Raw genomic sequence first — 25,107 nt, 5'->3', positions numbered from 1 at the left:
GAGCGTTCGCGCCACGCCTGCCGAGGCGGATTGCGCATGACCTTGACGGTACGCTTTCGCACGGTTGCGCGCCCGCCAAAGCATCGTCGAAGTGACGCCCGGCGAATGCCAGGTACGGCGGCGCGGACCTTGCTATGATCGCGGGATGCGTTACGACGCAAATGCAGACGCAAATGCAGACACAGACGCAGACGCAGACGCACATGCGTGGCAAGTACGAACACACAGGGCCGCTCGGCCCCGAACAGGACGGCAACGACAATGGCAGCAGACATGGACGTCAAGCAGCGCTTTTTTCCGCATACCCAGGATGAACTGAAGGAAATCGCCTCGGACATCCTTCGTCACGCGAAGTCGCTCGGCGGTACCGACGCGGCGACCGAGATCTCCGAAGGCGACGGCCTGTCCGTCTCCGTGCGGCGCGGCGAAGTCGAGACGATCGAGCACAACCGCGACAAGATGGTCGGCGTGACGGTGTTCATCGGCAACAAGCGCGGCAACGCGAGCACCTCGGATTTTTCGTCGCAGGCGCTGAAGGACACGGTCGCGGCGGCGTACAACATCGCGCGCTTCACGGCGGAAGACGATTGCGCCGGCCTCGCCGAAGCGGAGCTGCTCGAAACCGCGCCGCGCGATCTCGATCTGTATCACCCGTGGAATCTGAGCGCGGACGAAGCAGTGGAAATCGCCCGCCGCTCGGAAGACGCCGCCTTCGCGACCGATCCGCAGATCAAGAACTCGGAAGGCGCGAGCGTCTCGGCGCAGCACTCGCAATTCGTGCTGGCCACGTCGCGCGGTTTCCTCGCGGGTTATCCGTTCTCGCGTCACTACGTTGCGTGCGCACCGATCGCTGGCAGCGGCCGCAACATGCAGCGCGACGACTGGTACACGTCGACCCGCAACGCCGGCGATCTGGCCGATCCGGAAGCGGTGGGCCGTTACGCGGCGCAACGCGCGCTGTCGCGCATCGGCGCGCGTAGCCTCGACACCCGCAAGGTGCCGGTGCTGTTCGAAGCGCCGCTTGCCGCCGGTATTCTCGGCGCGTTCGTGCAGGCCACCAGCGGCGGCGCGCTGTATCGCAAGACGTCGTTCCTCGTCGACAGCCTCGGCAAGCCGGTGTTCGCGCCGCACGTGCAGGTGGTGGAAGATCCGCATGTCGCCCGCGCCATGGGCAGCGCGCCGTTCGACGAAGAAGGTGTGCGCACCAAACAGCGGTCTGTCGTGAAAGACGGCGTGGTGGAAGGCTATTTCCTCTCCACCTACTCGGCGCGCAAGCTCGGCATGCAAACCACCGGTAACGCGGGCGGCTCGCACAACCTGTCGCTGAAGAGTTCCAACACGCGTCCGGAAGACGACTTCGAAGCCATGCTGAAGAAGCTCGGCACCGGCTTGCTGCTGACCGAACTGATGGGGCAGGGCGTGAACTACGTGACGGGCGATTATTCGCGCGGCGCGTCGGGCTTCTGGGTCGAGAACGGCAAGATCCAGTACCCGGTTGAGGAAATCACGGTGGCGAGCACGCTGCAGGAGATGTTCCACCATATCGTTGCGATCGGCGCGGATACGATCACGCGCGGCACCAAGCAGACCGGCTCGGTGCTGATCGAACGGATGACGATCGCTGGGCAGTAAGCGGGTTGTCGCTGCGCGTTGAGGCGCGCAGCCGCAGCAACGCACAGCCCCCTCAGGCAGAAACAAAAACGCCACGCAAGTTCTTGCGTGGCGTTTTTTTATTCGAATGCGTTTGAGTCCGGCCGCAGTAGCCTCAAGCGCCCGTGCGCTTATAAGTCACGAACGCGTAGTCGAAGTCATTCGGTGCATCCGCGCGATGCGTTTCATGCGCGACTTCTTCCCACTCGCTGTCGTCGAGCTCGGGGAACGTGGCGTCGCCTTCGAAGTCTGCGGAAATCTCGGTGATGATCAGCTTGTCCGCCTGCCGCAATCCTTCCGCGTACAACTGCGCGCCGCCGATCAGAAACGCTTCCGGCGCCTGATCCTGGGCGGCGAGCTCAAGCGCTTCTTCAAGCGTCGTAGCGGCGTCGCAGCCCTGAAAGCGGCGCGTGGCGTCCCGTGTCACGACAATGTTGCGGCGTCCCGGCAGCGGCCGGCCGATCGATTCATGCGTTTTACGGCCCATGATGATGGGCGCGCCCATGGTGGTGCGCTTGAAGAACGCGAGGTCTTCGGGAAGTCGCCAGGGCAACTGGTTGTCGCGGCCGATCACGCCGTTATTGGCGCGAGCGACGATCAGGGTGAGCGTCGTCATCGAATGGAAAGGGGAACGTAACCGGGACGATTCTACCTGACGCGCAGAAGCGGGCCCACGGGTGTGGACCCGCCCCTCGCTCAGGCCGTCACTCCTGCGCGGCGTCTTCGCCGGCGAGCACGGCTTTGTCTTCCACGGCGCTCAATTCGCGCAAGCCATGCAGTCCCATCAGCCGGTACAGCGTGACGCGCGAAATATTCAGATCCACCGCCGCCTCGTTCAAGCGATGCCGATGGCGCAGCAACGCCGTTTCGATCGCGCGCTTCTCGGCGGCCTCGCGTGCTTGCGATAGCGTCATGGTCTGCTGTTCGGTGAAGTGAGCGAGATCGAGGTCGTCGGCGGAAATCAGCTTGTTCTCCGCCATCACGATCGCGCGGCGCACCCGGTTGATCAGCTCGCGCACGTTGCCCGGCCAGGTGTAGTTGTAGAGCGCTTCGATCGCCGACGGCGTGAAGCCGCGAATCTTGCGCGCGCTGTCGGTCTTGAACTTGTGCAGGATGTGATGCGCGAGAATTTCGATGTCCTTGCCGCGCGCGCGCAACGGCGGTTCGTCCACCCGCAGCACGCACAGCCGATGAAACAGGTCGGCCCGGAAACGCCCTTCGCGCATGGCGTCTTCCAGATCGATGTGAGTCGCGGAAATGATCCGCACGTCGATCGGAATCGATTCGCGGCCGCCGAGGCGTTCGATCTTGCCTTCCTGCAGGAAGCGCAGCAGGCTCGCCTGGCTTTCGAGCGGCAGATCGCCGATTTCGTCGAGCAGCAGGGTGCCGCCGTCTGCGGCTTCGACCCGGCCGATCTTGCGCTGATTGGCGCCGGTGAACGCGCCGCGCTCGTAGCCGAACAGTTCCGACTGCAACAGGTGGTGCGGAATCGCGCCGCAATTGATCGCGATGAACGGCGCTTTGCGGCGCGGCGAGCGCTCGTGAATCGCCAGCGCGGTGAGCTCCTTGCCGGTGCCCGATTCGCCGGAGATAAACACGCTCGCGTCGGTGTTCGCCACCTTGCGGATGGTGCGAAACAGTTGCTGCATCGCTTCGCAGGTGCCGACCATTTCCTCATCGCCCGACTCGCTGCTGGGCGGCGGCATTTCCGGTTCGCACAGCGTCACCATGCCGAACGCGTGGCTGACCAGATAATCGACCGAGGCATTCGCCACCGGCATTTTCACGAAGTCGAAACAGTAGTGACGCACGAGTCGCCGCACGACCGGATCGTTCAACCGCTCGTGCGTGGCGAGCGCGATCCAGCCGACCTGCTGCTGCCGCAGACTGGCTTCGAGACCGGCCAGATCGCGCGGCGGAAAGCTCGCCAGATCGACGATGCCGGCACACGCCACGTCGGGCTTCACCAGCTTGCCGAGTTCATGTGCGGAGCGTGCCGACGCGACGTTCCAGCCACGGCTTTTCAGATGCGCGATCAAGGTCTCGTCCGGGGTGCGCGCCACATAGAGCAGCAGACGCTCGGTCCGTATGTGGGCCACCGCCGCCACGCCGCCGTTCGCGGCCACCGCCGGCGGCAGGTGCGGCAAGGTGTCCACGGCGCGGGCCGCCGCGCTCTTTTGCGGTAGCGCGAGCGTCAGATGCGAACCCGTTCCCGCCACCGGAGCAACACTGGTCAGATGAGGTGATTCACGCACGTTCGACCTCGTATCGTTGGCATATCAGAATGTGTAGGGAAAGCGCACGCCGACCACGAAGTTCGGCGCGTCCGGCGTCAGGCCGACCGAGACCGAACCGTTGATGGTCAGGTGCTTGTTCACCACGTGGTTCAGCCCGAAATTCAGCGCGGCCGCGGTGGTCTCGCTGCCCGGCACCTTCGAGTACGAGCCGCCCGGCGCGCGCGTCTTCGATTCCGGTTCGAGCGCCATCGTGTACGAGATGCTGGCCGAGTCCTTGTCGGAGAACGCGAGCGCGACACCGCCGCCGAACTGCACGACGTCGCCGAGCTTGACCGTCGCCGGTTCGGTTTGTCCCTGCACCGACGAGATATCCGCGAACGAACGGGCGACGTTATACGTGTACGACAGGCTGCCGAACAGCACCACCGGGTCGTAGGTTTTCAACAGCGAGACGCCGGCCGTGACGTTCCACATGCCGGTGCCCGTGGGCAGCTTGTTCGGTGCCACGAGGTTGGTGTTGTTGGCGTCCACCTGCACCAGCTTCTGGCCGAACGGCGAGGTGCCGGTCGGGGCCTTGATGCGCAGACTGCCGACCACGTCGGGCAGGCTGTTGGTTTCTTTCAGGAACTGGTAGTAGATCCCGAAGTTGATGTCGCCGACATTGCTGCCGTTCACCGACGCGTCCGACAACGTGTTCGCCGCGCCGCCCGCGCCGCCGACAATGAAGTTGCTATGCCGGTAGATGTACGGCACGTCGACGTCGATACTCATGCGATCGGTCAGACCGTAGCGCGTATCGAGATCGGCCATCACCTGGTGCGACTTGGTCTCGCCGAGGTTGATGTTGCCGAGGAAAATCGCGTCGAGCGCGAGGAAGCCCGACAACTGCAACTGGCGGCGATCGTAGTAGGTGTCGCTAATGCCCCAGTCCAACGTCAGCTTATGGTCGAAGAGCGGCGCGTGTTCGCGCTGCACGACGGCTTCTTCGGCTTGCGTGCGCACCGGTTCGTTGGCTTTCTGGGTCGTGCCGATCGCGCCGCTGCCGTCGGTGGCGGCGGGCAGGCCACCCGCGCTGTTGCCCTCGGGCGTGGGCGGGTTGACGGGCACGCCGGTGGCGGTGCCGGTGGTGCCGCCTGGCGCCGGGACGCCCGGATTGACCTGGGCGAGCGGCGGCAACGGCACCGGCAGCCCGTCGGCGCCGGGCTGTTCGGCCACCGCTTCGCTGCCGGCCGGCGCACCGTAGCCCGGCATGCCGCGGCCGCGTTGCGCCATCTCGAGATTGGTGACTTGCGTTTCGAGCGAATGGATCTGCCGCTGCTGCTCGTCGACGACCCGCATCAACGTGTTCAGACGGTCTTCTACCGATTGTCCCACCAGCGCCTGAGCGCCGGCACTTTGCGAAAGCGCGAATAGCAGGACGGCGGCCGGAATGGCCGCCAGTGCCGTGCGCGGCATTCTGGTCGATGAAAAATTATTCATTTTGTGTTCCCCCGGTGTTCCGGCTGCACGCCGTCCGTTGCCGGGCGGCGCGCTGCCGTATCTTTGCTGCTGGTCCTACGGTTGGCGGGTGGCGGCCCGCCGCGTCATCTCCGGTTTTGCAGCGCTTGTAGTACGCCTAACTGACGGATCATCGCGGCTGACATTTGCTGCGTCTGCAAACTCAACTGCAATGCGTTGGCGACTTGCTGGTTATTGCCTGCAATCTGTAGTAACTGGGCGATCTGCCCGTTGCCTGGCGTGATGGTCTGGGTGGCGAGCCCAGCCGGTGTTTGTAATGCGACGCTAATGCCGTTGCTGCCGAACGTGATGCCGGCTTTCACTGAGCCGGTCGAATTGCTGGCCGCTGCTGACGGGACATTGGCGGCGCCCCCCAGAATCACGGCGTTATTATTGAAATCGATGACTGCCGAGTTGGAACCCGTATTTTTATCGCCCGCGACCTGGGTGACTTGCGACACCCCGTTAACCGAAATGTTTTGTCCGCCGGCCGCTTGAGCATTCGGGTTGGCACCCGTGTTACCTGCATTGCCGCCGCTGCCCCCCGTGACGCTCGCCATCGAATTGACGGCGGTAGTGACCTGTCCGACGGCGTTCTGTACCGCCGACAGCGTGCCCTGAGCGAGGGCGGTCACGCCGTTGGGCAACTGCCATTGCGAAATGACGTTCAGCACGAAGCCGGAAATCATCGTGCCGCCGGCGTATTTGCCGGTCTGGGTCGCGAGTACATCGTCGCCGACCATCTGCACCTTGAGGGCTGCAGCGTCGGTATCGTGAGCGGCGAGAAATTCAGGTACCGGTGGCGAGCCGGCGCCTTGTGCCGCATGGGCGCTGCTGGTCAGGCCGCACATCAAGGTGCAGATTGCGAGCCCGAGCTGAGTGAGCTGTTGCTTCATGGTTGAGTCAGAACAGGTCTGCCTTGATCAAGCCGTACTCGACAAAGGGAGTCGCCGCGGTGCCGTTAGCCAGCGCGTTGGCGCGCAGCTTCAGCGCGAGCGACTCGTTGTCCTGCAAGAGCGGTGAATCCTCCCTGAAGGGTTTGCCGAGGACCGCGAAGACGAGACCGTTCCAGGTCTTCGCGAAGTCCTCCTGCATCACGATGCGATTGCCCAGCGCCGGATCCGCAATGAAGATGCGGCCTTGCTCGGCGTGCTTGACGATCACGAAGTGTTCGTACCCGTCGATGTTCATCAACACCATCACGGGAATCTGTAAATGCTGGAGTGCGTCGACGGTGACCCGAAAGCCGCGGCCGCGCATGCCGATGGTCTCGACGAACTTCTTCATGTCGAGCATCGAGAAGCCATTCTTGACCACCACTTCAGGCGTGGAGAACACCATCATCCGGCGGATCAGTTCGGTCTCCGGAATGTCGATGCCGTAGCCGAATTTGAGGAGGGTCGCAAGCGCCGCCGCACCGCAGCTGTAGTCGAACTGCTGATTGACGATGTGGCTGTAACGGATGTCCTTCATCGAACGAACCGTCTTCGTCAACGGCACGCCCGCGAAGGTGGACGTGTCGATGCTCGCCTGCGCGTAAGTCTGGTCCACGCACAGCGTGCAGCTTGCCAACGCTACGGCGAAGCGTAGCGCCGGGAACCCCTTGAACCCGGACATGCTGGTCTCCTGCTTTGTGGTCGCGCCGGCCGCTTCGATGGCGGCCGGCGCTTCCTCCCTGCTGCTTTTCTGGCTTCTTCTACCCGCTGTCGCGGTGCTGTCAGCTTAGTGACCGCTGTTCAGCGCTGCGATCGCGAGGCCGTTGTGTTGCAGGTTGCCCGCGCCACCGGCAATGTTCACGCCGATGTTGCCCGACGCGTTCATCAAAGCGCCTGCGCCCAGCATCGCGGTGCCCTGGAATTGACCCTTGACCGACATGTTGGCGGATTGCGAGTTGTCATCCGTGGCGACCATTGCCGTGGTTTCGGCATTCATCGGCGTGGTCGTCGTCACTGCACCGGCGAGGCTGTTGTTCTGCACGTTGCCGATACCCGACGAGACGTTCACCCCGACATTGCCCGACACGCTTTGCAGCGAGTTGTCGCCGATCGACGCATTCAGATTGAAGTTGTTGATCTTGGCGGTGCCGGCCGAGCTTTGCGCGTTGAAGATCTGCGCATTGCCGAACACGTTGCCGACGTCGACCGAAGCGAGCGACACGTCGTTGCTTTGAGCGTTGTCGATACCTTCCGTGATGTTGATGCCGAGGTTGCCCGAGACACCGTTGGCGGCGCCGTTGCCGGTCGTGGCGGTGAGCGTGCCGGCGGCTTGCGTGTTGATATGCTGCGTCACGGAGCCTTTGGTCGTCACGTCGGTCGTGGCGAGGCTGGCGTCGATACCCCAGGCTGCGCCGTAGGCGTCGGTGGAAGACGAGGAGCTCTTCGAATAGCTGGACGACTGTTCGCCGACCGCGGCGTAGCCGGAGCCCTGGCTAGCCTTGTAGCCCCACACCTTGCCTTGTCCCGAACCTTCGCTGGCTTCGAAGCCGCCCGCTACACCCGCCGAGTTGGCATAGCTCGATTCGTTGTAGCCGGCCGAGAAACCGCCGCTTGCATGCGCCGAGCCTTCGCCGAAGAACGGCGTATTGAAGCCCTGATAGTTGTAGCTGCCGCCGATCGAGCCGCCGGCCGCGATATGGCCGCCGGCGTTCTGGCTGGTGTGGCTGAAGCCGCCTTCAATACCGGCTGCCTGCTGGCTGAACGAATAGCCGCCGCCTTGCACCGCGCTGCTCTGGCTGCCGTACACATAACCGGCCGACGCCTGAGCGCCTTGCGAGCTGGACGATTTCGACGAATGGCTTTGCGTCAGCACGGCGTACGCGACGCCGCCGCCGACGACCGACGACGAGTTGTTATTCACCGACGTCGTCACGTGGCCGCTCGTGTAGCTCTGGGCTTGCGGGTCGAGCGACGCGTTGACGCTGACCATCTGGCTGTTGTTGATCACCGCGCCGGCCGTGCTGGACACGTGCACGCAACCGTACAGGCCAACCAGACCTTCGACGCCGACCGCTTCACCCACCAGCGTGGCATTGAACAGGTAGACCTTTTGCGGTGCGGCAAAGGCGCTGCCGGATGCGGCAACGAGGACGGCTGCGGCAATAAGAGTGCGCTTCATGATTCGCTCCGATACTTTAAGTGTGGTCAGTTAAAAAAAGTGCCCGCCGGGGGACGGAGCACAAAACTGTTTGCCGTGGCATTACCGGCGCCGGCTGTCTGGTTGATCTGCACGATCCCGCTGACGTTCCTGAAGGCATCGCTGGAGATGTTGGCTTCGCGGACGCTATGAACCCCGATGGATTGACCCAGACTTCCGTTTTTCGGGGCCGTCGCGGATAGCTCCCCATCCGAGACGGTCTCGACTCCGAGCACAGCGGCGGTCCCGATCTGGGTGCTGTTGCGCTGCAGATTCCCTGCTCCGGCGGACTGGTTCACCAGTACCGCGCCGGATGTATTCGAAAAAGCATTGGCTTCGATCGACGCCCGCGCCGTCGTGACCTTCGCGGCGACGCTCGCGCTTTGCGTGCCGACGTTGGCATTGCCGACCGAGCCACCGTTTGTGAGCGTGATCTGATTGGCCTGCGCGTTGTCGAGGCCGGCCGTTTCATTGACCGCGAACGCGCCGGTGACACCCGCGCCGGCGCCGTTGCCGATGGTCGCATTGGCGCCGACGGTCGGCACGGCTTGCGCATGCGCCTGGCCGGCCAGCAGCGCCACGCCGCCAAAGCACAGGCACAGCGCGGTATGCAGCGAACGCAAGCGCGGTGAACGCGAGTTGAGCGGGTTCATTTCAAACCTCCGAGCGAGCCGCTCAGCGCGTTCGACAGCGGTGCCAGCGCGCCGGTGACCGACGAGGTGATCGTGCCGCCGATCCCCGGGCCGGGCAGGCCGATGCCGCCCGCGTTCAGCGCGACGTTGTTGCCGGTCGACTTGCCGCTCAGGATTTGCGTGACCGCCTGCATGCCGGTGCCGCCGAGCACCCCGCCGTCGGCGACGCCGCTGGACCCGTGCGCATTCGTCAGATCGGTATCGCCCACGAGTTGGGCGATTGCCGGATTGAAGGAATTGGCCGGGAAAGTGGTGGCGCGTACGGCGACCGGATCCTGATCTTTCGGCACCGGGATGAACGCGTCACGCGGCGTGACCGTGCGTTCAACGATGATGTCGCCAGGATTGACGGTCTGTTGCGCGTTGGCGCAGACGCTGAAACATGCGGCGAGCAGGGCGGCTCCGGCTAGTGCGGCCAGGGCGGCGGGACGGCGGGCCGGGTGCGAGGTCGCCTGCGGCGACCTGTGCGCGTACGGCATGCGGGTTGAGATAGTCATTTCGGTCCCTTGCCTTCGTCTCTGTGAGCGGGTGGCGCGCTGTGCGCGTCACCGTCGCCGGTATGCGTCGTTAATCTGTTCGGTTACTTTCTTTGGTAATTGGCCACGTTGCCTTGCGCGGAACGCGCGGCGTCGACCGGAATCGGCAGCGGCGACGAGGGCGGGGCGATTTCGTCCCACAGCGTCACGCCGTTACCGTTGCCACGCATCAACTGCGGCGTCGCCGCGACCATCAACATGCCGACCGCGCCGCCGCGTTGCCGCGACAAGACCTGGTCGTCGAGCGAAAAATCGTTCAGCGATGCACCATCGACCGGAAGGCTCAGCACGTTGCCGGCGAGCAGGCGGAATTCGCTGGCCATCGAGGTCGCCCAGTCGGGCGCGGCCTTAACGCGGAGCGTCGCGTTCGTGAACGAGGCGAAGCCGCTGTCGTTCGAGTCGGCGGAATCGGCCAGCGTGGCGGTTTGCGCCTGGACAGCCTGTTGAGCACGGACGCCGGCGGGCAGCACGAACAGAGCGGCTGCGGCGCACAGTGCGGCGCAAGATGCGAGGCTGCTCAGTTCGGTGCGGAAAGCGAGTCGCATGATGTGTCTCCTTGGTGCACAGCATTTAGCGAAACGTGTGCCATCACTCGCAATCCATTGGTGCATCTGGATGCGACCCGCATACCCCGGAGTCAGCCTCGACAAATCGGACAAAAACGTTTCAGCGCTGAAACGGCAGGCAGAAAATACCTATAATTTGTTAATTGCGGCGGTACGAAGTACCTTCGGGTCTACGCTAGGAAAAGCGCTTCCACTCGTCTTTTATTTGTCGGCTTAATCTCGGTGGATCGCCCGCTAAACCTTACTGGGTATGGGATTTGCGATTAAATTCGCATAATTGTTTTCCAAGCGACGCGCGTATAGTAAGCTCTCGAAAAAGAGCTTCAGATTTAAAAAAGCCCGCTAACGGGCCGTCTCAAACACACACGCCGCTTTCTTGGGGATCAGCTGTCCGCACGGAATGGAATGGCCGTTCGGTTTTTGCTATTGCGCGAATCCCGAACGAGTCAGCGTGTCTGAATCTTGGTTCAGGTGCGTGCGTCATCCTTAACGTTCGTTGACGAGAGGATCTGAATAATGGAACCCGCAACGCGGCAACTGATTTATGTTTCACGCGACCCGAGCGCGGAGCTGAACACACGCTTTCATCAGCGTGGCTGGCATGTCGAAGTGGTGGGATCGGCGCGCGACGTGCGCCGGGCGGTTCGCGCCGGAATGGCGGCGGGCGGCCTGCTCGATCTGTGCAGCGACTTCCAGCCGCATGAAATTGCCGCCTTCGAATCCTGCCTGACCATGCCGAACGTCGGCTGGGTCGCGGCCACGTTGCCCGGCCAGTTACAGGACGCCGCTTTGCGCCGGCTCGTGCGCGACTACTGTTTCGACTATGTGACAGTGCCGTATTCGGGCGACCGCATCGTCGATTCGGTCGGTCACGCGTACGGCATGATCTCGCTGGGCGAACCCGCTTCGAACGATGCATCGCAAGGCGCCGAAGGCGAAATGGTCGGCTCGTGCGACGCCATGCTCGCGCTGTTCCGCTCCATCCGCAAAGTGGCCATGACCGACGCGCCGGTGTTCATCTCCGGTGAATCGGGCACCGGCAAGGAATTGACGGCGGTCGCGATTCACGAACGCTCGGCACGGCGCAACGCGCCGTTCGTGCCGATCAACTGCGGTGCGATTCCCCCGCATCTGTTGCAATCCGAACTATTTGGTTATGAGCGCGGCGCGTTCACGGGCGCGAATCAGCGCAAGATCGGCCGCGTGGAAGCCGCCAATGGCGGCACCTTGTTTCTCGATGAAATCGGCGATCTGCCGCTCGAAAGCCAGGCGAGCCTGCTGCGCTTTCTGCAGGAACGCAAGGTCGAGCGGCTCGGCGGCCACGGTGCGATCGACGTCGACGTGCGCATCATCTCGGCCACGCACGTGGATATGACCGCCGCGATGATCGAAGGGCGCTTCCGCTCCGATCTGTATCACCGTCTGTGCGTGCTGCAGATCGACGAGCCACCGCTGCGCGCGCGCGGTAAGGATATCGAACTGCTTGCGCGGCACATGCTGGAACGTTTCAAGAAAGATGCGAGCCGCCGTCTGCGCGGCTTTGCGCCGGATGCGATCGCGGCGCTGCATAACTATGGCTGGCCGGGCAATGTGCGCGAACTGATCAACCGGGTGCGGCGCGCGATCGTGATGTCGGAAGGGCGCGCGATCACGGCGCGCGATCTGGAACTGGCCGAGTATGTCGAGATCGTGCCCGTGTCGCTCGCGCAGGCACGCGAGGCGGCCGAGCGTCAGGCCATCGAACTGGCGTTGCTGCGCCATCGCGGCCGTCTCGGCGACGCCGCCCAGGAACTCGGTATTTCGCGCGTCACGTTGTACCGCCTGTTGTGCTCGCATGGCATGCGGCATATGGAAGGCGAGCCGCTCGCCGCGCCGCACGGCGAATTGCCGGCGTCGGTGCCGCATCTCTAGGCTCGGCTTTCGACCGACCTCGCGAGTGTCGCGGGCCGGGCGGAAGGCGGGTATCACTATTTTCTCCGCTTCATACCGCGCTCCGGCGTCGTTCGGCCGCGCTTGTTAAAATCGGGTTTTCCGCTCAATTTCCGTGGCGCGTCTCGCTGTTGCGCCGCGCGCGTCGTCGAAGGAACCCGCATGAAACAGTATCTGGACCTCGTCCGCACGATTCTCGACACCGGCACATGGCAGGAGAACCGTACCGGCATCCGCACCATCAGCATGCCGGGCGCGATGTTGCGCTTCGACCTCCAGCAAGGTTTTCCCGCTGTCACCACGAAAAAGCTGGCGTTCAAGTCGGCGGTCGGCGAACTGGTTGGATTTTTGCGCGCGTCGCGTAGCGCCGCGGATTTTCGCGACCTCGGCTGCAAGGTATGGGACGCGAACGCGAACCAGAATCCGCAGTGGCTGGCCAATCCGTATCGCGAAGGGCCGGACGATCTCGGCGACGTGTACGGCGTGCAGTGGCGCCAGTGGCCGGCCTACAAGGTGCTCGACGCGGGCGCGAGCGCGCAGTTGGCCGACGCGCAGTCGCGTGGCTTCCACGTGGTGACCGAATTCGACGAGAACGGCAGCCCTAAAGTGCTGCTCTACAAGGCGATCGACCAGTTGCGGCAATGTCTGGACACGATCATGCAGAATCCCGCCGACCGGCGAATTCTGTTTCATGCATGGAACCCCGCTGTGCTGGATCAGATTGCGTTGCCGGCTTGCCATCTGCTGTATCAGTTCCTGCCGAACGTCGCGCGGCGCGAAATTTCGCTGTGTCTGTACATTCGCAGTAACGACGTTGGGCTCGGCACGCCGTTCAATCTGACCGAAGGCGCGGCGTTGCTGCATCTGGTGGGCCGCTTGACGGGCTATACGCCGCGCTGGTTCACGTACTTTATCGGCGACGCGCACTGGTTTGTGGAACCTAAAAAAGCATCAACCTACCACTGACAAAGGTTTAGACCCGGTTCTCCCTCTGGTATTTGTTCAGAAAGTACCAACGCTGTAGCTCTCTCCCCGGCGCATTGCCGCCAAGCAAGAATCCCAACGCCTTTCAAATTGACCCGTCTCTTAGACGATGGCGACCTCGCGCGTCTTACGTTCGCGGCAGCGACGAATGTCGCGTGCAAACAACAGGTACCCGTGAGGAGTCGACGTGAGAGCGCGGCCGTACTGGCCACGCTTGCGCAGGGCGGCCTCACGCGCCGCCATATCAGGACGACGACTGACTACCCGAGTTGAGATTTTCGTGGAGTGCTTCCGCCTTGGGTCCCTTCGCTTGCGGTATATCCGCGGCCAGAGAATGACCGTTACGACGAGCGGAGAAGTACGACCGGGTCGACGTCAAGGCCATAAGCCAACTTTTGCAAGTTGTCGAGGGAGATGTTGGTTGTCGACCGCTCGACCTGACTGACGTACGTCCTATGGAAGCCACACATATCGCTGAGTTTTTCTTGTGACAGGCCTCGTTCAGTGCGCAGCTTCCAGACGTTTTCTGCAACGCGTCGGCGCAGGTACGGGTCGAATTCGTTCAGCTTAGTGTCAGTCATGGAGGGGAATTTCGCCCACCACCAGTTTTTCGTCTACCGGCTATACGTCTACCGTTTATACATCTACTGTGTATACATCTCATTGAGACGTGTTTATCATGAACAAAACGTCGACAAGGGATGCTTTGCCGCACCTTCAAACGCGCGCCCTGCAGCGATAGGGCAAGGCCAAAGACAGCCTGCTCAGGTCAAATTTCATGGCATACGAGGTTGATACGGTGCGTAGGCGCTGGTAGTCGTGTGTGGTGTTTCTGAAGCGGCTCAGCAGCCTTGCACGCTGGATAGCCTTTCGTCGCGACCTCGACCGGTGCACCCGTGAGTGGGCACAACGTTGATGTTGTCGTGACTTTTATCGGGACCTCCCGAGCCAGCTTTGCATGACGGACGAATGGCACCGCACAGCAGCCGTTTTGGCGCCAGCAAAGTGGCGCGCGTAAGCAACCAAGGAGATTTTGATGGCCCGTCAGCCCGTTCCTCAGACCACGGTCGAGCCCGATGTCTATCTCTCGCGTTGGAGAATCTTCGAAACCGATGACGGTCTGCAGCGGCTAGTCGGCTTCGACTCCGTTGACCTTGGGCGCGTGAGTTCTGCTCTCGTCACGTTCAACCCTAAAACGATGCACGTGCAATCAAGCGATGGCCTTACCTACCGACTCCTTGGCGAGCCCGGAAACTTTTGGGATGTAATTGAAACGTGGGACAGCTGGTTTCACACCATCACCCACGGACAGGGCGGGGCCGTTAAAGATGTGACCGAACAGATGCGCGGAAAAGCTATGGGTGACGGCGATACCCAGCATCAACATATATCTCGCACGCGGCGCGGGTCATAAGACGCGCGGAGCAGAGATGCCATAGCGACTCGACTCTGCGCAAAAGGTTATAGGTTCGCTTAAAAGGAATGACCATGCCGCCTCGGTCTAAGCGTGATACGAGTACTGACACAACGCTCAATGAAGATTGGATACAACATATCCTACGTCGCGCCGTCGTCGCAGCAATCCTGTGCGACCCCAAAGCCACTGAAACGCTGCTGCAAATCCCTGATGCAGCGCTTGGCCGCATGTTCAAGAATCATCTCTGTGAAGCGATGGGCATAGCCGAGGTATACGGAATTGACCTATCTGCGCTTCGCGAAGAAGAAGAGAATCTTCGAAAGCGCGTCAAACGTGCATCGAAGGGGACACTCGAACATGAGCCTTTACCCGGGGCTAATAAAGCGAACGCGGAGCGCTACCCGCTTGTGCTTCAAGGCAAAGTGCTTCGAACTCACGATTTTTGCAGCGCCGCCGGCATCACAGAAAAGAAGCTCGATAAGCTTGTCGATTCCGGGCGGATTTTCCGCCTCTACTTCGGACCCGAAGCTTACTATCCAGCGTTTTTTCTCACGCCTATGATTTTCCGTGACGACTTCAGAAAAGTCATACGTCGTCTGGGCAAAATTGACTCATGGACCATGTTCGACTTCTTCACGACCCCGGCTGAGGCGCTGGACGGTGCTACGCCACTCCAACGGCTATCAGCAGAAGATGTCGAGTCAGTAGTGGAGGAAGCCGCGAGCTTCGCGGAACAATACGCGCGGCTATTCCCCTAGACACGAGACCTCAGTTTCTTACGTCGGCTGGCCATGAAAGAACTCCTGACCTTCGCGCTCAGTAACCCTGCACTTCTGGTCGTGCCGGCAGTCGCGTTTGTACTCAGCTTGGTCATGCTGCGCATCGAAAAGAGATACTTGAATGAAGGGATTTTGCTTACGCGCAAACCTGCCACGGAGCGCGACCACCGCGCCTCAAAATCAGCGGGAAATGACATGAACGCAGGTAACGAAATTGACATTGAGATTGCGCTTCGGAAGTTCCATGAATTGGGCTTGGCGGACGGGGACCTGGGATATGCCTATTGGCATGCAGTCGGGCAGCTAGTCAAACGAGCGGCTGGCATGCAAGCGCAAATCGACGCGCTCAGCGTTGAGTTGGAACAGTCGCGCGCCACGCGACAGAAAAGGAATTGAAGCCAACGCAACGCTAAGCGGTTGAGAGCTTGCATGGTTCAAACAAGGCGCGGTAGGGATGGTTGTTTTGCGAGGAGGTGAGCCACAATGTCGAAGAACGCAAAGATTTCCCCACCATCCGAAGCCGGCGATTTCATGTCTATCGCCGACGCGGCGAAACTGTTATTCGTTTCCCGTCCACACGTTCTGAAGCTGCTTGAGCAAGGAAAACTCAAACTTCACCACATAGCGGGGAACCACCGATTCGTGGAAAAGGCGTCAGTACTGGCCTATCAGGCCGACCAGCGTGCTGCGGTAAGAGCCTACCAAGCTTCAACAGCGGGCGAAGAATGAGCGAAATGCGCCCCGTTGTGCGCGACACATATCTAAATGGACATGAAAGCCGATAAGCATCTCCCCACTGACTTGGTCGCGGTTAGCAGACTTCTTTCGAAGATTTTGCGGCACGAACCCGAGATGATTGGCATCAGGCTCGACAGTCAGGGCTGGGTATCTGTCGACGAACTGATACGCGCAATCGCACGCGCTGCGCGTACTGCGGGTGCGTCAAAGCGGTTGAGAACGATGCCAGCAGTTACGAGAGACGTCATTCTGGCGGTCGTCGCGACGAGCGACAAACAGCGCTTCTCACTATCCGCAGGCGGCGAGCGAATAGGCGCGGTGCAAGGTCACTCGATAGAGGTGAACCTAGGCTATGCCGCAATAGAGCGCCCGGCGATTCTGTATCACGGCACCGCGTGGAGCAACTGGGCGAGTATCACCGTTGAAGTATTGACACCTCGAACCAGGCACGCCGTCCATCTGAGCACGGACATCGACACGGCAACGCGAGTAGGTGCTCGCCACGGGTCACCATTGGTTCTCGTCCTGAACGCTTCGCAGATGTACGTCGATGGGCACGCCTTCTCTCGCTCGGATAACGGCGCTTGGCTTACCGCGGTAGTCCCGCCTATTTACCTGTCTCAAATTAAAACACGATGAGCGCGGGCAAAAGTCATGGCAGCGTGCGCTCAGCGAGACCCAAGACATTCTTCGCGAGCGACTCGAAATGAACAAGCAATCGCGTCTTGAAGAGCTGTTGTTGAGTAGGTCCGAGCACCCCTCGGAAGACTTCAGTCGGAGCTGGCAGATGAGGAAATCCCCTAGCTGCGGCATCATCCGCTCGGGATATACAACGGGCAAGTGGTGCATTTTCGCGCCTTCATCCGATGTCGACCAGGCCTGGACCAAGATTAGGGGTGCAGTGGAGGCCGATGAGCTCTTGTTTGCCAAGGTATCGACGGCTCTGCGCAGCATGGGTCGTGATGGTCACGTCATTTGCGTGTACACGCAAGATTGGACAGACAAACAAGACCTCTTGCGCGTACGTGAAGTGTTGCGGTCACTGGGCTTTGTCGTGGAACTCGGGTACAAGCGTGACATCGACACGCTGAACAGAATTTACGGCCCTGACGAATGGTACCTACGTGCATAGAAGCAGGTGAACCAGCATGGCGACGTGGGATTGCTCGACACGCGCACACCGTCGACTTGGTATCGCGCCACACTCTCTTGCACAAAGACGCTTACACAGATGACTGATTTGCGAGATGGAAAGCTGGAGAAAGCTGGCGCTTGGCTTCGTGAAGCAGACGGGCTACTCATCACCGCCGGCGCGGGCATGGGGGTCGACTCGGGCCTTCCTGACTTTCGTGGCCAAGATGGCTTCTGGCGCGCCTATCCCGCACTTCGGCACCACGGCCTATCGTTCGAGGACATAGCAAACCCCGCGAGGTTTGCTGAACATCCAGAGCTTGCATGGGGCTTCTATGGACACCGTCTGAAGCTCTATCGTGAAACCGTACCGCATGGGGGCTTTGCGATTTTGCGTAGATGGGCGGACCGCATGCCGCATGGCGCATTCGTGTTTACGAGTAATGTTGATGGGCAGTTCCAAAAGGCCGGGTTCCCGGAACACCGTGTGCATGAATGCCATGGGTCGATTCACGCACTCCAATGTCTGGAGACCTGTACGGACGATACCTGGTCGGCGACAGATTTTCATCCGCTCGTAAATGCAACCTCTGAGTTGGAGAGCCCGATGCCCCGTTGCCCTCGTTGTGGCGCTCTCGCGCGTCCGAATATCCTAATGTTCGGAGACTGGGGTTGGGTTGGCCTTCCGTATGAGAAGCAGCAGCAGCGGCTCGCATCCTGGATTTCTTCCGTGTCGAAGCTGGTTGTTGTGGAGGTGGGCGCCGGTAGAGCTTTGCCGACGGTCCGACGCTTCGGCGAACGATTCTCGGCGCAGAGGCTGATTCGGATTAACCTTCGAGAGTCGACTACGAGCCCGGCGCATGGTGTCGGTTTCGAGGCCACGGCTGTCGCGGCGCTCAAGATGCTTGACGGCCAGTTGTGAGTTTTCTTAAATCACAGCCAACCGCCTAGTGCGCGTACACCTCGGCAGCAAGTTGTAGGCGCTCCGCTGAGCGAATTCGCACACGGCGCGACGACATGCGAGGCCGGTCCGATGGTCAAGCCGACTCGGCAGTTACCACAGCTATAGAGAACGAAATGACAGACCGACGTGTGCCCAATGATTTCCCGAGAGACCAGGACCTAGGTTCTGTAACCGGGGTTCAACCAAAACTTCTCGTTCGCGAAGTCAACGGGCGCTATCAAAGCGGTCTCACTGAAGAGCAACTGTGGGCACGCTATGACGCGTGTGAAGACCTTGCTAGTCAGCTATCAGCGTACGCAACACGAAAGATGTTGACCTCTGGCATGTCCCGTGACGTGGCGTTGAGGGGAGTCGAGAAAGGCGTGAGATTCAAGGTCGACTCGGGTACGTGGGACTTTTCGCAAGCAGAAGTGGCTTGGGTCATGAAGCGCACGCAGCAGTTGCTATTCGCCGCGAACGACGACTAGCGCGCTGCCATAGGACTGACCCCAGCCTCCCACTCTATGCCTTCATCAGTAACACACAGTGGTCTTACGAACGCCGGCTTACGGCCGATGCGTAGTGCCGACTTCGTATGTCGCTCTGCTTCTGACGCGCGCACATCCGGTTAAAACGTGAAGGTATGCGCGCGCGTCAAATCTCTCACAGCTCAACGCATGCAGAGCGACGGATGAATCGTCACCGCGGCGATAAACGTACTACGCAAAGATGCCGAAACCAGCAAGCTCCATTAGTCTGCGTCAAGGTACGGAAAAGGCGACGCTCACTGCGCCAAGCGTTCAGTGCGTTTTCCCAGTTCCGGGCGCGAGTCGACGCGTACCAGTCGCGGTTAAATGTAGCTCCCGGTCAGGTCGCTTCGGTTCCAAATCCATAAAGAGTCGCGGGATTGTCGACGAGAATGCGATGCTGGCTTGCCGCCTCGGGCGCGCATACAGCTAGCAAATCGAAAAGTTTTGCATCGTCCGGCTTACTGTACTTTTCGGTAGGATGCGGCCAATCGCTTCCCCACACCATGCGGCGCTCCTTCGCGCATGCGGTACACGCCATCGCCCCCGTTCTGGACACAGATGACGGCGCCGGCGCTCTCGGTGGCAGGTCGCCACTGTTTTGCGCTCGACTTGACGTCATACAGCTTCACTGTCGATATAACAACATCGGCATCGTCAACATGGTCAGCCTTCTCCGTGTGTTTGACACCTTTCACCTGAAAATCGCCTCGCGGGCCACTCAGCCGGATTCCAACGGGTTCAATCTCGCTAGCGAGGTATCGCGGACGCCGAATATGACGTCGTGCCCGGCAAGTGCCAAAGCAGCTCCGGGGTAGGAGCCAACGGCTCCTGCACCAATGACAAAAATTTTCATGTTGGACTCCCGAACATGACATCCAATTTTGCCCACCCCATTGCAGTAGGGCAAGGAATCTCGAACCGATGTCCGAATGACCTGCGCCCTCGGATTCCGGGGCTGCGTGATTAGCGAGCGAGGAGCTATGACTTCATTCGACCGCTGCGTCATCCGGGATAGTCAAGCCGAAGGTCTTTGCCACTGCTTGATTGACCTTCACGGATACCTTGTCCGGCCCAATCCATGCGAGTTCTGAAGGGCGCTTTCCTCGAAGCATGGGTACCATCAGGTCCAACGCGCCCTTTCGATAGAGCGGTACGATGTCGACTCCAACGGTCGCCACGCCGCCCAACTGGGTATATCCGCCGGGGGTATCCATTGCGATGGGAAAATGATTTTCGCTAGCGCTCTGTGCAATATTTCTTCTTAATGCGTAGGTGTCCGCGCCCAACAGGCCAATCGCTATCTGTGCGTTCTGGTGAACTGCATGCTTAACTGCTGCGTCAATGTCGCCAGCTTTGACAACAGGCATCGGCACGATACGTATTTCGCGCTTGCCTGCGAGCTCGGTCCATTCCGAGAGCAACCTGACATGTGTTGCATTCTGCGGGTTGTAAAGTACAGCAAGTTTCGTCAGGTGCGGCACGAATCGACCGAGCCAGTCGAGTTGCTGCGAAATCCCGTCCGCAAGATAGCTGTGAACGCCAACGATATTCCCAGATGGAGAAGTCAGGCTCTGAGTAAGTCCAGCCTTGACCGGGTCATCCTGAACCGAAATGCAAAGAATGGGCACGGTCGTCGTCGCTGCCTTGGCCGCTGCGCATCCAGGCGACGAAGATACGACGAGGATGTCCACCCGTTCGCTCAAGACTTCGTTCACAAGCGACGGCATGCGAGCCATGTCGCCGTCTGCCGTGCGAAATACCACATCCAGCGTCTTGCCATTGGCGTATCCGGACTCAGCCAGCGCGTCAAAGAACGCTTGATTCGTTACAGCCATCTTCTGGAATCCACCCGCACCCGCCACGAACCCGATGCGTTGAGGTCCCGAACTTACTGTTCGACCGCTGGTGCACGCCGACACGATAGCTACAGCCGCAACTAGCGAGAGTAAGTGCTTAACTTTTTTCATGGTGTCGGGCCGGTTCTTCATTCATAAGACCTGGCTGTTGGGTCCATCTGAAAGGAGTCAGACCTTTTCGTTGGACCTCAAAAAGACAGGGTAAGCGCGACCGCCCAAATCAATGCGTAAGGAAGTCGAGCACCATGCGATTGAATTTGTCAGCATGTTCCCACTGCGCCCAATGTCCACAACGATTGAAGATGTGGAATTCAGCGTTCGGCATACCCCACAGCAGGCGCAGGCCCACATCCATCGGAACGAAGCGGTCGTCGCGGCCCCAGATGATGAGAGTCGGCGCTTTGACTTCAGAGAGACGGTGTCCGACGTCAGGGAACTGCTTCGGATTCGCCGCGTGGCTCTTGGTAAAGTTTTCGAGATGTTCCTTCTGTGCGAGCATGTTGTTCAGACGCGCGTGGAACAGGTCTTCGGTCAGGTTGCTTGTGTCGTATACGAACACGTTCATCATCTTCTTGAGGTTCTCAATCGTCGGCTCACGATAGAGGCCTTGCAAGAGTTTGATGCCTTCGGTGGGCATCGGAACGAACTGGCTCGGGCCACCGGTGCCGCCGCCCATCAGGATGAGCTTGCCGACGCGCGATGGATTGGCGAGTGCGAACGCAACCGCACTGTGACCGCCCATCGAATTGCCGATGATGTGTACGGGACCCTGTACGTCGATTGCATCGAGAAGACCCTTCAGTGCGCGGGCATTGAGCTCCGAACGGGAGCCCGTACATACGATGGGGTCGCTCTTGCTCCAGCCCGGACAGTCCATCAGGATGACCCGATAACCTTGCTCGACCAGCGGCTCCAGATTGCGATTGAAGTTAGCCCAACCACTCGCGCCGGGCCCGGAGCCGTGCAGCATCACCACGGTTTCGCCGCCTTTGCCCATGTCGTTGTAGTGAATCTGGAGGTCGAGGTCGCCTTCCTTGATTCGCACAAGCTTGCTGGTTCCCGCTTCCGTCAATTGAGTGTTCGCGCTCATGGTGAAATCCTTGCTCCTACAAAATGATTAGAATTGCTCGAAATGCGTGGTTCAAACCGCGTGTCCAGCCAACGACTTCATGCGCTGCGGAGAACAGCTGATAGCGCGGACTGAAGAAGGTCTTTCGCTATAGCGGCGTTGAATACGTTCTCGCCCTGGCGCCACGCTATGTATCCATCGGGACGAACGAGAAGCGCTCCCGCTTCTGAAATTTCGCGAACACGCTGCCAGTCGCAGTAAGGGTCCTGCGTATCATTCGCGCCAGTGACAACCGTTTGCAAGAAAGGTAAATCGAGCTCGTCGGCGGCCTTAACCCATGCGCCGCCAGACAGGCCAGTAACAAGCGTGAATTTGCCTTTGCCCGTAACGTCGAGGGTGGACACACGGTGCCCGGTTTTATCAATGAGCCACGCGTGCGGAATCTTGGCGCCCGGCCGGCTGGTCGCCTGCAGATAAAGCTCCTGGTCGCGCTTCCATTCCTCCTCACCTACCTGCCCATCCGGGATGACCGCCGAGGAGTTGTATCGCTGGTTCATCTCAACGCCTTGCGCGTTGAATTCACGGTTCTTGAGTTCCAGAGCTTCCTGCGCCGCCTGACGCGCCTTGGCGCCTTCAGGCCCGGGGTCCTTGAATCGGGCGATGCCGGCTGCTACGGGATTTTCTGCGCCTTCGACGCTGAATACCGCTTTGATAGGTGCATAGTCGAGACGCGACTGGTTCGCGCGCAAAACAATCTGCTTGCCGACCGGCGCCCGCTCAGGTGAATATGTCTCGAGCAATTTGTCGGCCGCGTAGCCTTTCAGTACATATGCAAGCTTCCAGGCAAGATTGAAACCATCCTGAACGCAAGTGTTCAACCCAAGTCCGCTGGAGGGTGGGTGACGGTGAGTTGCATCTCCGCCTGCGAACACGCGTCCTTTCGAGTAGGTGGTTGCGTAGGCCTGATTCACGTACCAGACCGATTTGCGAACCAGGTCGACCTCGAGTTCCGGGTCACCAACCAAGATTCGAATCTTGCTGAGAACGGTCTCTTCGCTGAGGTCCGGTTCACCCTTGGATATGTCGAAGCCCCAGCCGGCAATCCACTGGGTCCACGGTTTGACCGCGCGGAGCAGTCCGAGGCCAATCTCGCCGAATGCGGCGTCCGGGCTGACAATCCAGTGCAGGATGCTAGGGCGATGCTTCACGTAGCGCGTCAGGTCCGCATTGAAGATGACGTAGGCGGTCCCCGCACGTGCCATCTGACCTTCGATTTGCAGGCCAAGCTCTTCGACGACTTTCGAGCGCGCGCCGTCTGCACCCACCAGGTACTTGGCGCGCATCGAATATTCACGTCCGGTGATACGGTCCTGAAGCTGCACGGTCACGCCGTTGCCGTCCTGCTCGTGCGACAGATATTCAGTATTGGTCGAAAACGTAGCCCCGCGCTGGGCGGCGTTTTTGAACAGGATTGGCTCAATCTCCGGCTGGATGATGTCGACGACATTGCAAGGGCTACCCTGAACGTAATCGCCGTGGCGCGCATCACCGGTACCCCACGCACGCAGGCGAATCAGTTCCTCGCCGGCCAGACTTGTGGCGAAGAGGCTGTCGCCCATCTGGTCCCACTCCGTGGCATGGCGAAGCACTTCCTCTTCAATCTGCAGGTCGCGGTAGACCTCCATCGTTCGCTGATTGGTAATGTGCGCGCGTGGAGTGTCGGCCAGCCAGTTGAACCGCGAGACGATATGCGCGCGGACTCCGTAAGTGGCCAATGCAAGCGCTGTAGTGGCGCCCATCGGACCAGAGCCGACAATGACCACGTCGGTATCGAATTCAGTGCTGGTTCCCATAATTGCTTCCTAGGCTTTTTAATAATCAAACAAACAGCATCCATGGGCACTGGTCGCGGGCCGCGCGCCCGCTTTTCGGGCGCCGGGACGCGGAGACCATTTCGGCCACCACGTCCGTTCCAGTGCAATCAGATTTCGGCCCGGCATAGTCAAATGTCGGCGACCCGTTTCGCTCACGCCGCTTCAATGGCGTCCTTTCGGGCTACTCGCACAACGCGCTCCGGGAACGCGAAGGCAATACAAATCGCGCCAACCGCAGAGAGAGCAGCAATCAACAACACGCCATTGGTCAGGCTGCCCGTCGTGGTCTTGATGTAACCAAGCAGCGGTGGGCTCGCAAAGCCTGCGATGTTCCCGAGGGTGCTAATGAAAGCGATGCCAATGGGCGCAGCCTTCTTGCCGAGATACGCGGGCGGGATGGCCCAGATGAGCGGCCCACTGGCGCCGGTCGCGAAGCTCGCGACCGCGAACGAGATGAGCATCAACGGCAGCGAATGGGTCGTAGTGCTGGCAATCAGGCCAAGTGCAATGAGGCAAAAACACAGCGCGAGGTGCCAGCGCCGCTCCTTCAACCGGTCCGAACTCCAGCTCAGAACGATTGCACCAATGAATCCCATGGCGAGCGGAATGGCAGTCAGCAATCCGACGTTCACGAGCGATGCAACACCACTTTCCTTGACAATCGTTGGCAGCCAGAAGAACAGCAGATAGTTGCTGCAGATTGCTGTGAAGAACAGGAACGCGACGAGGTAGTTCACCGGGTTACCCAAAACCTGGCGAAAGACGCCGAAGGAGTGGTCGGGCGACACCACGACTTCAGAGGCGAGGTCCGCCTTGACCGCTGCCTTTTCTTCAGCGGTCAGCCATTCAGCGTTATCCGGCTTGTCGCGCAACGTGAGGAAACAGACAATGCCGAGCACGCATGCTGGCAAGCCTTGCACGATGAACACCCATTTCCATCCTGCCAGCCCGAGGGCACCGTTCAGCGACGTCAGAATCCACCCGCTCAGGGGGGCGGCGATAGAGCCCGCAGCGGCGTTGGCTACAAAAATGACAGCTGTCACACGGGCGCGCATGCTGGCCGGAAACCAGAATGTCAGGTACAGGACGATGCCCGGCAGGAAGCCAGCCTCGAATGCGCCGAGGAGCAGGCGCAGCGTGATGAGGTGTCCCACAGTCATAACAAATGCCGTGGCGGCCGTAGCCAGACCCCACAAAAACATGATGCGGACAAACGTGCGACGGGCGCCCCACCTGGCGAGAAGGATATTGCTCGGCATCTCGCACAGCGAATAGGTGATAAAGAATGCCCCCGCCGCGATGCCATACCACGTGGGATTGATGCCCAAGGCATCGCTCATCTGAAGCTTGGTGAAACCAAGGTTGATGCGGTCGATGAATGCAATCCCGTAACACACGAAGAGCAACGGGATGATGCGCCACCAGATTTTCCGGTACGCCCGCTTTCTTAGCAGGCTCGCATCGGAATTCGAAGCGAGGTATTCGTTCATGTCTGCCTCCAACCGTGGATAGATGGTTTTTTCTTCTTCGTCACCGGGCCATCAAGG

At 60.4% G+C, this 25,107-nt stretch carries 24 protein-coding genes and 2 pseudogenes; 10 read left to right on the top strand and 16 right to left on the bottom strand.

The features are described 5' to 3' along the window. Window positions 1–261: 261 nt before the first annotated feature. Window positions 262–1,632 carry a metalloprotease PmbA gene (gene pmbA / locus HWY05_RS12920; protein WP_035547483.1) on the top strand — a complete coding sequence of 457 codons (1,371 nt, stop codon included), beginning with the start codon at window positions 262–264 and terminating at the stop codon, window positions 1,630–1,632. A 133-nt stretch (window positions 1,633–1,765) separates the two neighbouring features. Here the strand turns inward: pmbA and HWY05_RS12915 are convergent, their stop codons facing one another. From HWY05_RS12915 to HWY05_RS12875, 9 genes are all read right to left on the bottom strand, one after another. Next, a complete protein-coding gene (locus HWY05_RS12915) occupies window positions 1,766–2,266 on the bottom strand; it encodes a dihydrofolate reductase (protein WP_035547481.1) in 501 nt (166 codons plus the stop codon). An 88-nt stretch (window positions 2,267–2,354) separates the two neighbouring features. Then, window positions 2,355–3,905 carry a sigma-54 dependent transcriptional regulator gene (locus tag HWY05_RS12910; RefSeq protein ID WP_176058609.1) on the bottom strand — a complete coding sequence of 517 codons (1,551 nt, stop codon included), beginning with the start codon at window positions 3,903–3,905 and terminating at the stop codon, window positions 2,355–2,357. A 24-nt stretch (window positions 3,906–3,929) separates the two neighbouring features. Further along, on the bottom strand, window positions 3,930–5,366 hold the full coding sequence (locus HWY05_RS12905) for a hypothetical protein (RefSeq protein ID WP_176058608.1): 1,437 nt from the start codon (window positions 5,364–5,366) through the stop codon (window positions 3,930–3,932). A 104-nt stretch (window positions 5,367–5,470) separates the two neighbouring features. Further along, complete coding sequence (locus tag HWY05_RS12900) at window positions 5,471–6,280, bottom strand: peptidase C39 (RefSeq protein WP_176058607.1); 810 nt, start codon at window positions 6,278–6,280, stop codon at window positions 5,471–5,473. A gap of 7 nt (window positions 6,281–6,287) precedes the next feature. After that, a complete protein-coding gene (locus tag HWY05_RS12895; RefSeq protein WP_035547468.1) occupies window positions 6,288–7,001 on the bottom strand; it encodes a C39 family peptidase in 714 nt (237 codons plus the stop codon). Between the two features lie 105 nt (window positions 7,002–7,106). After that, window positions 7,107–8,498: a hypothetical protein gene (locus HWY05_RS12890; protein WP_035547466.1), complete on the bottom strand. Its 1,392-nt coding sequence runs from the start codon at window positions 8,496–8,498 to the stop codon at window positions 7,107–7,109. Between the two features lie 26 nt (window positions 8,499–8,524). Then, a complete protein-coding gene (locus HWY05_RS12885) occupies window positions 8,525–9,169 on the bottom strand; it encodes a hypothetical protein (RefSeq protein ID WP_176058606.1) in 645 nt (214 codons plus the stop codon). Further along, on the bottom strand, window positions 9,166–9,705 hold the full coding sequence (locus HWY05_RS12880) for a hypothetical protein (RefSeq protein WP_156126531.1): 540 nt from the start codon (window positions 9,703–9,705) through the stop codon (window positions 9,166–9,168). Before HWY05_RS12880 ends, HWY05_RS12885 begins: the two co-directional genes overlap by 4 nt. Window positions 9,706–9,788: 83 nt before the next feature. Beyond that, entirely contained in the window at window positions 9,789–10,289 is a 501-nt protein-coding gene (locus HWY05_RS12875) for a hypothetical protein (protein ID WP_176058605.1), read from the bottom strand. Between the two features lie 537 nt (window positions 10,290–10,826). Here HWY05_RS12875 and HWY05_RS12870 point away from each other — a divergent pair. Together HWY05_RS12870 and thyA are read left to right on the top strand one after the other, a co-directional pair. After that, the gene (locus HWY05_RS12870; protein WP_176058604.1) at window positions 10,827–12,221 is read left to right on the top strand and encodes a sigma-54 dependent transcriptional regulator; all 1,395 of its coding nucleotides are present in this window, start codon (window positions 10,827–10,829) and stop codon (window positions 12,219–12,221) included. Window positions 12,222–12,401: 180 nt separating this feature from the next. Then, window positions 12,402–13,166: pseudogene (thyA, locus tag HWY05_RS12865) on the top strand (thymidylate synthase); the annotation flags it as partial. A gap of 398 nt (window positions 13,167–13,564) precedes the next feature. Here the strand turns inward: thyA and HWY05_RS38625 are convergent. Then, window positions 13,565–13,804: a helix-turn-helix transcriptional regulator gene (locus HWY05_RS38625; protein WP_176058603.1), complete on the bottom strand. Its 240-nt coding sequence runs from the start codon at window positions 13,802–13,804 to the stop codon at window positions 13,565–13,567. Window positions 13,805–14,259: 455 nt separating this feature from the next. Between HWY05_RS38625 and HWY05_RS12855 the strand changes: the two genes are divergently transcribed. From HWY05_RS12855 to HWY05_RS12825, 7 genes are all read left to right on the top strand, one after another. Beyond that, the gene (locus HWY05_RS12855; protein ID WP_176058602.1) at window positions 14,260–14,637 is read left to right on the top strand and encodes a hypothetical protein; all 378 of its coding nucleotides are present in this window, start codon (window positions 14,260–14,262) and stop codon (window positions 14,635–14,637) included. Between the two features lie 74 nt (window positions 14,638–14,711). Further along, window positions 14,712–15,398 carry a hypothetical protein gene (locus HWY05_RS12850; RefSeq protein ID WP_176058601.1) on the top strand — a complete coding sequence of 229 codons (687 nt, stop codon included), beginning with the start codon at window positions 14,712–14,714 and terminating at the stop codon, window positions 15,396–15,398. Window positions 15,399–15,431: 33 nt separating this feature from the next. Further along, window positions 15,432–15,815, top strand: coding sequence for a hypothetical protein (locus HWY05_RS38300; protein ID WP_244146603.1), 384 nt, complete (start codon window positions 15,432–15,434; stop codon window positions 15,813–15,815). A gap of 87 nt (window positions 15,816–15,902) precedes the next feature. Beyond that, a complete protein-coding gene (locus HWY05_RS12840; protein WP_176058600.1) occupies window positions 15,903–16,148 on the top strand; it encodes a helix-turn-helix domain-containing protein in 246 nt (81 codons plus the stop codon). Between the two features lie 42 nt (window positions 16,149–16,190). Beyond that, the gene (locus HWY05_RS12835) at window positions 16,191–16,796 is read left to right on the top strand and encodes an RNA 2'-phosphotransferase (protein ID WP_176058599.1); all 606 of its coding nucleotides are present in this window, start codon (window positions 16,191–16,193) and stop codon (window positions 16,794–16,796) included. Window positions 16,797–16,863: 67 nt separating this feature from the next. Then, window positions 16,864–17,289, top strand: a complete 426-nt coding sequence (locus HWY05_RS12830) for a putative phosphothreonine lyase domain-containg protein (RefSeq protein ID WP_176058598.1) — start codon at window positions 16,864–16,866, stop codon at window positions 17,287–17,289. Between the two features lie 99 nt (window positions 17,290–17,388). After that, the gene (locus tag HWY05_RS12825; protein WP_176058597.1) at window positions 17,389–18,210 is read left to right on the top strand and encodes a Sir2 family NAD-dependent protein deacetylase; all 822 of its coding nucleotides are present in this window, start codon (window positions 17,389–17,391) and stop codon (window positions 18,208–18,210) included. Window positions 18,211–19,098: 888 nt separating this feature from the next. Here HWY05_RS12825 and HWY05_RS38720 read toward each other — a convergent pair. From HWY05_RS38720 to HWY05_RS12785, 6 genes and pseudogenes are all read right to left on the bottom strand, one after another. Next, window positions 19,099–19,380 carry an amidohydrolase family protein gene (locus HWY05_RS38720; protein ID WP_176058595.1) on the bottom strand — a complete coding sequence of 94 codons (282 nt, stop codon included), beginning with the start codon at window positions 19,378–19,380 and terminating at the stop codon, window positions 19,099–19,101. Window positions 19,381–19,518: 138 nt separating this feature from the next. Further along, window positions 19,519–19,614 (bottom strand): annotated as a pseudogene (locus HWY05_RS12805) (2-dehydropantoate 2-reductase N-terminal domain-containing protein); the annotation flags it as partial. 133 nt (window positions 19,615–19,747) lie between these two features. After that, on the bottom strand, window positions 19,748–20,749 hold the full coding sequence (locus HWY05_RS12800; RefSeq protein ID WP_176058593.1) for an ABC transporter substrate-binding protein: 1,002 nt from the start codon (window positions 20,747–20,749) through the stop codon (window positions 19,748–19,750). An 88-nt stretch (window positions 20,750–20,837) separates the two neighbouring features. Next, window positions 20,838–21,707 (bottom strand): alpha/beta fold hydrolase, encoded by an 870-nt coding sequence (locus tag HWY05_RS12795; protein WP_176058592.1) that lies wholly within the window; start codon window positions 21,705–21,707, stop codon window positions 20,838–20,840. 77 nt (window positions 21,708–21,784) lie between these two features. Further along, on the bottom strand, window positions 21,785–23,539 hold the full coding sequence (locus HWY05_RS12790; protein WP_176058591.1) for an FAD-dependent monooxygenase: 1,755 nt from the start codon (window positions 23,537–23,539) through the stop codon (window positions 21,785–21,787). 173 nt (window positions 23,540–23,712) lie between these two features. Next, window positions 23,713–25,050, bottom strand: a complete 1,338-nt coding sequence (locus tag HWY05_RS12785) for an MFS transporter (protein WP_176058590.1) — start codon at window positions 25,048–25,050, stop codon at window positions 23,713–23,715. Window positions 25,051–25,107 lie beyond the last annotated feature (57 nt).

It is taken from the genome of Paraburkholderia sp. BCC1876 (genome assembly GCF_902833695.1).
In the GTDB taxonomy this organism is placed as follows: Bacteria; Pseudomonadota; Gammaproteobacteria; order Burkholderiales; family Burkholderiaceae; genus Paraburkholderia.
Note: the sequence above shows the minus strand (reverse complement) of the source record. Positions and strands in the feature narration are given on the sequence as shown.

What these genes read in the sequence shown, in the direction of transcription:
- pmbA (WP_035547483.1), top strand. Translation starts at nt 262, where the DNA reads ATGGCAGCAGACATGGACGTCAAGCAGCGCTTTTTTCCGCATACCCAG.
- HWY05_RS12915 (WP_035547481.1), bottom strand. Translation starts at nt 2,266, where the DNA reads ATGACGACGCTCACCCTGATCGTCGCTCGCGCCAATAACGGCGTGATC.
- HWY05_RS12905 (WP_176058608.1), bottom strand. Translation starts at nt 5,366, where the DNA reads ATGAATAATTTTTCATCGACCAGAATGCCGCGCACGGCACTGGCGGCC.
- HWY05_RS12900 (WP_176058607.1), bottom strand. Translation starts at nt 6,280, where the DNA reads ATGAAGCAACAGCTCACTCAGCTCGGGCTCGCAATCTGCACCTTGATG.
- HWY05_RS12895 (WP_035547468.1), bottom strand. Translation starts at nt 7,001, where the DNA reads ATGTCCGGGTTCAAGGGGTTCCCGGCGCTACGCTTCGCCGTAGCGTTG.
- HWY05_RS12890 (WP_035547466.1), bottom strand. Translation starts at nt 8,498, where the DNA reads ATGAAGCGCACTCTTATTGCCGCAGCCGTCCTCGTTGCCGCATCCGGC.
- HWY05_RS12885 (WP_176058606.1), bottom strand. Translation starts at nt 9,169, where the DNA reads ATGAACCCGCTCAACTCGCGTTCACCGCGCTTGCGTTCGCTGCATACC.
- HWY05_RS12880 (WP_156126531.1), bottom strand. Translation starts at nt 9,705, where the DNA reads ATGACTATCTCAACCCGCATGCCGTACGCGCACAGGTCGCCGCAGGCG.
- HWY05_RS12875 (WP_176058605.1), bottom strand. Translation starts at nt 10,289, where the DNA reads ATGCGACTCGCTTTCCGCACCGAACTGAGCAGCCTCGCATCTTGCGCC.
- HWY05_RS12870 (WP_176058604.1), top strand. Translation starts at nt 10,827, where the DNA reads ATGGAACCCGCAACGCGGCAACTGATTTATGTTTCACGCGACCCGAGC.
- HWY05_RS38625 (WP_176058603.1), bottom strand. Translation starts at nt 13,804, where the DNA reads ATGACTGACACTAAGCTGAACGAATTCGACCCGTACCTGCGCCGACGC.
- HWY05_RS12855 (WP_176058602.1), top strand. Translation starts at nt 14,260, where the DNA reads ATGGCCCGTCAGCCCGTTCCTCAGACCACGGTCGAGCCCGATGTCTAT.
- HWY05_RS12850 (WP_176058601.1), top strand. Translation starts at nt 14,712, where the DNA reads ATGCCGCCTCGGTCTAAGCGTGATACGAGTACTGACACAACGCTCAAT.
- HWY05_RS38300 (WP_244146603.1), top strand. Translation starts at nt 15,432, where the DNA reads ATGAAAGAACTCCTGACCTTCGCGCTCAGTAACCCTGCACTTCTGGTC.
- HWY05_RS12840 (WP_176058600.1), top strand. Translation starts at nt 15,903, where the DNA reads ATGTCGAAGAACGCAAAGATTTCCCCACCATCCGAAGCCGGCGATTTC.
- HWY05_RS12835 (WP_176058599.1), top strand. Translation starts at nt 16,191, where the DNA reads ATGAAAGCCGATAAGCATCTCCCCACTGACTTGGTCGCGGTTAGCAGA.
- HWY05_RS12830 (WP_176058598.1), top strand. Translation starts at nt 16,864, where the DNA reads ATGAACAAGCAATCGCGTCTTGAAGAGCTGTTGTTGAGTAGGTCCGAG.
- HWY05_RS12825 (WP_176058597.1), top strand. Translation starts at nt 17,389, where the DNA reads ATGACTGATTTGCGAGATGGAAAGCTGGAGAAAGCTGGCGCTTGGCTT.
- HWY05_RS38720 (WP_176058595.1), bottom strand. Translation starts at nt 19,380, where the DNA reads ATGACGTCAAGTCGAGCGCAAAACAGTGGCGACCTGCCACCGAGAGCG.
- HWY05_RS12800 (WP_176058593.1), bottom strand. Translation starts at nt 20,749, where the DNA reads ATGAAGAACCGGCCCGACACCATGAAAAAAGTTAAGCACTTACTCTCG.
- HWY05_RS12795 (WP_176058592.1), bottom strand. Translation starts at nt 21,707, where the DNA reads ATGAGCGCGAACACTCAATTGACGGAAGCGGGAACCAGCAAGCTTGTG.
- HWY05_RS12790 (WP_176058591.1), bottom strand. Translation starts at nt 23,539, where the DNA reads ATGGGAACCAGCACTGAATTCGATACCGACGTGGTCATTGTCGGCTCT.
- HWY05_RS12785 (WP_176058590.1), bottom strand. Translation starts at nt 25,050, where the DNA reads ATGAACGAATACCTCGCTTCGAATTCCGATGCGAGCCTGCTAAGAAAG.